Below are 5,650 nucleotides of genomic sequence, written 5' to 3'. Positions count from 1 at the left end.
TGGTGGGCGCCCGTGCTGCTGGTGCTGATGCGCGCGATCCAGGGTTTCGCGGTCGGCGGCGAATGGGGCGGCGCGGCGCTGATGGCGGTCGAGAGCGCGCCGAAGCAGAAGAAGGCGTTCTACAGCAGCGGCGTGCAGGTCGGCTACGGCGTCGGGCTCGTGCTGGCCACCGGCATCGTCTCGATCCTCAGTCATACGCTCGGCGAGGCCGCGTTCAAGTCGTGGGGCTGGCGCCTGCCGTTCGTGTTCAGCATCGTGCTGGTGCTGATCGGGCTGTGGGTGCGCAAGAACATGGACGAATCGCAGGAGTTCGTCGAGAAGGTCGAGCACGGCAACCGCAAGCTCCGCCTGCCGGTGCTGGAAGCGTTGACGCGCCACCCGAAGGCGTTCCTGCTGATCGTTGCACTGCGGCTTGCCGAGCTGTTCACGATGTACATCGTCACCGCGTTCGCGCTCAGCTATTCGACGACGAACCTCGGCATGTCGCGCGACCTGTTCCTGAACATCGGCCTGCTGGTGGGCGCGGTGAGCTGCGTGACGATCCCCTGCTTCGCGTGGCTGGCCGATCGCTACGGCCTGCGCCGTATCTACCTGATCGGCGCGCTGATCGGTCTTGCGTCGGCGGTGCCGTTCTTCGTCGCGCTGGAAGCGCGGTCGATCGCGTGGATCGTGATCTTCTCGATCCTGTTGGCGAACGCCGCGCACGACATGGTCGTGAGCGTCCAGCAGCCGTTGTTCACCGAGCTGTTCGGCGCCGAATACCGCTACAGCGGCGCGGGTGTCGGCTACCAGTTCGCGAGCGTCGTCGGCGGCGGGTTCACGCCGTTCATCGCGGTCGGCCTCGTCAGCGTGGCCGGCGGTTCGTGGCACCTCGTCGCCGGCTACCTGGCGGTCGGTTGCCTGATCTCGCTGGTGGTCGCCGCGCGGATGCGGGCGGCGCGATGAGGTAATGTGCGCGTGGCCGGCCCGAGTCGCGGCCGGCCATTTCTCCATGCCGGACGACATTCGACCAGTCGCCTCTCGGGCGCGACGTCAAACACTGTCAGTTACGCGCGCCGATTCCCCCTTTTCCCGTCGGAACATGCCACGCCGCGTGCCGACCAATGGCATCATATGGGCCTACGTCAGTCACCGATACGCCCCCATATCATGTCGAATCTCATCGTCCACGGCGGCACTCCGCTGCGCGGGGACATCAAGCCGTCCGCGAACAAGAACGCCGTCCTGCCGATTCTGTGCGCCACCCTGTTGACCGATCAGCCGCTGCGCCTCGTTGGCGTGCCGGACATCACCGACGTGCGCAAGATCCTCGACATCTTCCGCACGCTCGGCAGCGACGTGTCGGTCGATTTCACGACGGGTCTGCTCGAGCTTCACCATCGCAACACCAAGTTCGATCCGGCGGTCCATCGGCTGCCCGAAGCGATGCGTTCGTCGATCATGCTGATTCCGCCGCTGCTCGCACGCTTCGGCGTCGCGCGCCTCGAGAACGACGTGAAAGGCTGCACGCTCGGCGTGCGCGAGATCGATCCGCACGTCGAGGTGTTCGAACGTTTCGGCGCGCACATCGAGCGCACGCCCGATTCGCTGATCGTCCGTACCGACGGCCCGCTGACGGCCAACGATCACTGGCTCGACTACGCGTCGGTGACGACCACCGAGAACTTCGCGCTGTGCGCGACGGCCGCGAACGGCACGTCGACGCTGATGAACGCGGCCTCCGAGCCGCACGTGCAGGAGTTCTCCCAGTTCCTCGCGATGATCGGCGTCGCGATCGAGGGCATCGGCACGTCGCGGCTATGCGTGACGGGCGGCGGCAAGCTCGGCGGCGGCGAGTTCCGCTTCGCCGAGGATTTCCACGAGATCGCGACGTTCCTCGCGCTCGGCGCGATCACCGGCGGCGACATCACGGTGCGCAACTCGTCGCCCGAGCATTTCCCGCTGATCGACCGCACGTTCGCGAAATTCGGCGTGACCGTCACGCACCGCGACGGCTGGTCGCGCGCGGAACGCGACGGCCCGCTGCGCGTGCGCCGGCCGTTCACGCAGAACATCCTGACCAAGGTCGAAGCCGCACCGTGGCCGTACCTGCCGGTCGACCTGCTGCCGATCTTCATCGCGCTCGGCGTGCGCGCGGAAGGCAGCGCGATGTTCTGGAACAAGGTCTACGACGGCGCGCTCGGCTGGTCCGGCGAACTGTCGAAGTTCGGCGCGCACGTGCTGTTGTCCGACCCGCACCGGCTGATCACGTTCGGCGGGCTGCAACTGACGCCGGCGCGCGTCGAGAGCCCGTACATCATTCGCGTCGCGATCGCGCTGCTGATGGTGGCCGCGAGCATCGAAGGCCGCTCGGAAATCATGAACGCGCTGCCGATCCGCCGCGCGCATCCGCATTTCGTCGAGAACCTGCGTTCGGTCGGCGCGAACGTCGAGTGGACGAGCAGCGAGTAAGGTCATGACGGATGCGACGCGCGTAACGGTCGCGTCGCATCCGGTTCCTCGGCTTTTCATGCCGTATCGGCCGCTTCCATGCGCGGCCGCGCAGCGTTCTGCCATCGGTTGTCATCGCTTACGGCAGCACACTGCGTGCTGCTTCACGCCTCTTCCCCGCAGTCAGCGCCAGCCCGACGATGCGTCATCGGGACGTCTACTCCCGCGCCCTGCCGGCATTTTCCCGCTCACGGCATAACCAGGATTCAGACCTGTCCAATTGCCCAAGCATGAGCCCGGCCATAGGCTGCCTTCCTGACCCCGGCGGATAGCGCCAAAAAACCGCGCACCCGCGCTCCAGCAGGACAATGCACCGCCTATGGAACCCCGATTCACCCTGGCGCAGATGCGCGACGTCTGGATCGACGCGTATCGTCACGCCGATGTCGGACAGCTCGATTTCGTCGCAAACCCGAACTTCTTTGTCCTGCACGAAGCTCACATTCGCACGAAAGCGCAATTTCTTGCGCGAATGCGCGTCGTAGCGGCCGAACGTGCATCGAACAGATCCGGTATCGCAGATCGGGACGAAACCATGCAAATCGTTACGCGCGGACAACGGGCGACGATAACGGGCATCGGGACGGTACGAATCAACCAGGCAATCGATTCCCGCTTCGATTTCGTCGAGCAGTGGTGCGTGATCGACGCGCGATGGCGCATTGCCTCGCTCCGCCACGAACACAAGTAAGCTGGACCGCGCCGCGGCTGCGTCCCGGCGCTTGAACGAGTCGACTCAATCCGACTCGTTTGCGTCGTTCCGCCTGAACCTGAAATCGCCTGGCAGCTTGCCTCTGAAACGCCTCAACGGCAGGAGAATTGCTTCGGGGCTCGCGTTGCGGCTCTCAGCCAAAGCACCTGCACGGTAAACGACGATTTCGACTTCGTCGCCTTCACGCAGCCCCCACTCATCGACCAGACCGGCCGGAAGGCGCACGGCCAGACTATTCCCCCACTTCGCAACCCGCATACGACCTCCTTGAATAGATGTCGTCGACTCTATATCTGCCGCTATCCAGCGGACAAGGATGGCGGATCGACCGATTTCCCGTTACCCCACCACTCGCGCGATAATCGCCCACTCCTGCGCGAACACCGCGCATCTACCCGCGCGCCGCCCATGACGAAAAAGCCCGACCTCGACCGACGCGACTGGATTGCCGGCCTCGAAAAAGGCCTGATGATCCTGGAGGCATTCGACAGCCAGCACGCGCGCATGACGCCTACGCAGGCCGCCGCACGCACCGGCCTCACGCGCACCGCCGCGCGGCGCTACCTGCTGACGCTGGAATCGCTCGGCTACGTGTACACCGACGGCAAGCTGTACGGCCTCACGCCGCGCGTGCTGCGGGTCGGCTGGTCGTACTTCGATTCGGCACGGCTGCCGCGCACGGTCCAGCCTTATCTCCAGCAACTGAGCGCATCGCTGAACGAATCGGCGTACGTCAGCGTGCTCGACGGCTGGGAGCTCGTGTTCATCGCCCGCAACGGCGTGTCGCGCGTGATGACGACGGGCTTCGTGCTCGGCGCGCGCGTGCCGGCGCCATTGACGTCGCCCGGCGTCGTGCTGCTCGCCCATCATCCCGATCGCGAAGCCGTGCGCGCGTGGCTCGACGAGACCGAGCTGCCGCCGTTCACGCCGCACACGATCACCAACAAGGCGCGGCTGCTCGAACAGGTCGACCAGGCGCGCGACGCCGGCTACGCGGCGATCGAGCAGCAATTGCAGGTCGGCGTACGCGGGATCGCGGTGCCGCTGAAGAACCGTCACGGCGAAGTCGTCGCCGCGCTCAGCACGAACATGCCGATCGGCGCGGAGACGACCGACGCGGCCGTGCGGCGCGTGCTGCCGCATCTGCAGGAAGCCGCGCTCGCGATGCTCAACGTGCTGTAGCGACCGGCGCCGGCGTCACCCGATCCGCCACCACCGCGGCAGCAGATTGCGCACTTCGCGCCGTCGGTAACGGTCGTCGATCAGATGCACGACGCCTTCGTCGTGCTCGGTGCGGATCACGCGCCCGGCCGCCTGCACGACCTTCTGCAGCCCCGGATACAGGTACATGTAGTCGTAACCGTTGCCGAAGCGAGCTTCCATCGCGCGCCGCATCTGCTCGTTGATGTCGTTGACCTGCGGCAGCCCGAGCGTCGCGATGAACGCGCCGATCAGCCGCTCGCCCACCAGATCGACGCCTTCCGAGAAGGCCCCGCCCAGCACCGCGAAGCCCACGCCGCGTCCACTGGCGTCGAAGCGTGCGAGAAACGCGTCGCGTTCGCTTTCGGCCATGCCGGGCGCCTGCGCCCACACGGGAACGTCCGGATGGCGCGTCTGCATCAGCGCGACCACGCGCCCCAGGTAGTCGAAGCTGCTCAGGAAGCCGAGATAGTTCCCGGGCCGTGCCGCGTATTGCGCGGCGATCAGGTCGGCGATCGGCTCGAGCGAGCGATCGCGGTCGCGCCAGCGTGTCGACACGTGGCTTGCCACGCGCACCGTCAGTTGCTCGGCGCGAAACGGCCCGTCGACGTCGAGCCAGCCCGTGTCGCCGGGCAGCCCCAGCGTGTCGCGGTAGAAATGGAACGGGCTCAGCGTGCCCGAGAACAGCACGGTCGCCCGCGCGGCTTCGTAGCGCGGCGCGAGGAAACCGGCCGGGATCACGTTGCGCACGCACAGCGCCGACTGGACGCGACGCCGGCGGCCGGCCGTCGCGACGCCGTCGAGTACTGGCTGGCGCGGCATCGGTTCGCCATGCAGCGTCGCGTCGAAGATCGATGCGCTGTCGAATGCTTCGGCCAGCATGCCGAACTGGATCGCCTCGAAATGAAAGCGCAGCAGCGCGTCGCCGTTCGCGCGCGGTGCGTCGGTCAGGTGTTCGCCGATCGCCGCAACGAGGTTTTGCACGGCCGACACGATCGGGCCCGGCACCTCGGGATAGGCCGCATAGCGCTCGGCCTGCGCGCGATTGAGCGTGCCCCACGCGCGGGCGAGCCGGTCGAACGCCTTGCGCAGCGCGGCAGGCGCGGCTTCGCGCGCAGCCGCGAACGCGAACGGATCGAGCGACGCGCTGTACATCTTGCGCGCGCGGTCGAGCAGGTTGTGCGCTTCGTCGACGAGCACGCCGACCCGCCACTGATTCTGCTGCGCGAGCGTGTGCAGCATCGCGCT

At 66.7% G+C, this 5,650-nt stretch carries 6 protein-coding genes; 4 read left to right on the top strand and 2 right to left on the bottom strand.

What is annotated here, in order from left to right; genetic code table 11:
• From shiA to JMF90_RS21590, 3 genes are all read left to right on the top strand, one after another.
• Positions 1-945, top strand: a 945-nt coding sequence (shiA, locus tag JMF90_RS21600; protein WP_201325413.1) for a shikimate transporter, incomplete at its 5' end; no start/stop codon positions are given.
• Between the two features lie 204 nt (positions 946-1,149).
• Complete coding sequence (locus JMF90_RS21595; protein ID WP_023477875.1) at positions 1,150-2,451, top strand: UDP-N-acetylglucosamine 1-carboxyvinyltransferase; 1,302 nt, start codon at positions 1,150-1,152, stop codon at positions 2,449-2,451.
• 358 nt (positions 2,452-2,809) lie between these two features.
• A complete protein-coding gene (locus JMF90_RS21590; protein ID WP_041489393.1) occupies positions 2,810-3,181 on the top strand; it encodes a DUF4440 domain-containing protein in 372 nt (123 codons plus the stop codon).
• Between the two features lie 45 nt (positions 3,182-3,226).
• Here the strand turns inward: JMF90_RS21590 and JMF90_RS21585 are convergent, their stop codons facing one another.
• Positions 3,227-3,460 carry an AbrB/MazE/SpoVT family DNA-binding domain-containing protein gene (locus tag JMF90_RS21585; protein ID WP_011547707.1) on the bottom strand — a complete coding sequence of 78 codons (234 nt, stop codon included), beginning with the start codon at positions 3,458-3,460 and terminating at the stop codon, positions 3,227-3,229.
• Positions 3,461-3,610: 150 nt separating this feature from the next.
• Between JMF90_RS21585 and JMF90_RS21580 the strand changes: the two genes are divergently transcribed.
• Positions 3,611-4,384, top strand: a complete 774-nt coding sequence (locus JMF90_RS21580; RefSeq protein WP_006485222.1) for an IclR family transcriptional regulator C-terminal domain-containing protein — start codon at positions 3,611-3,613, stop codon at positions 4,382-4,384.
• Between the two features lie 15 nt (positions 4,385-4,399).
• Here the strand turns inward: JMF90_RS21580 and JMF90_RS21575 are convergent.
• A partial coding sequence (locus tag JMF90_RS21575; RefSeq protein WP_201325412.1) for an ATP-dependent DNA helicase occupies positions 4,400-5,650 on the bottom strand: 1,251 nt, incomplete at its 5' end.

This window comes from Burkholderia sp. E168m23 (genome assembly GCF_016586125.1).
Taxonomy (GTDB): domain Bacteria; phylum Pseudomonadota; class Gammaproteobacteria; order Burkholderiales; family Burkholderiaceae; genus Burkholderia; species Burkholderia orbicola.
This window is presented reverse-complemented; position numbering and strand designations above follow the sequence as displayed.

Bases quoted from the DNA above. Each gene is read 5' to 3' on its own strand.
- JMF90_RS21585 (WP_011547707.1), bottom strand. From the start codon at position 3,460: ATGCGGGTTGCGAAGTGGGGGAATAGTCTGGCCGTGCGCCTTCCGGCC.
- JMF90_RS21595 (WP_023477875.1), top strand. From the start codon at position 1,150: ATGTCGAATCTCATCGTCCACGGCGGCACTCCGCTGCGCGGGGACATC.
- JMF90_RS21590 (WP_041489393.1), top strand. From the start codon at position 2,810: ATGGAACCCCGATTCACCCTGGCGCAGATGCGCGACGTCTGGATCGAC.
- JMF90_RS21580 (WP_006485222.1), top strand. From the start codon at position 3,611: ATGACGAAAAAGCCCGACCTCGACCGACGCGACTGGATTGCCGGCCTC.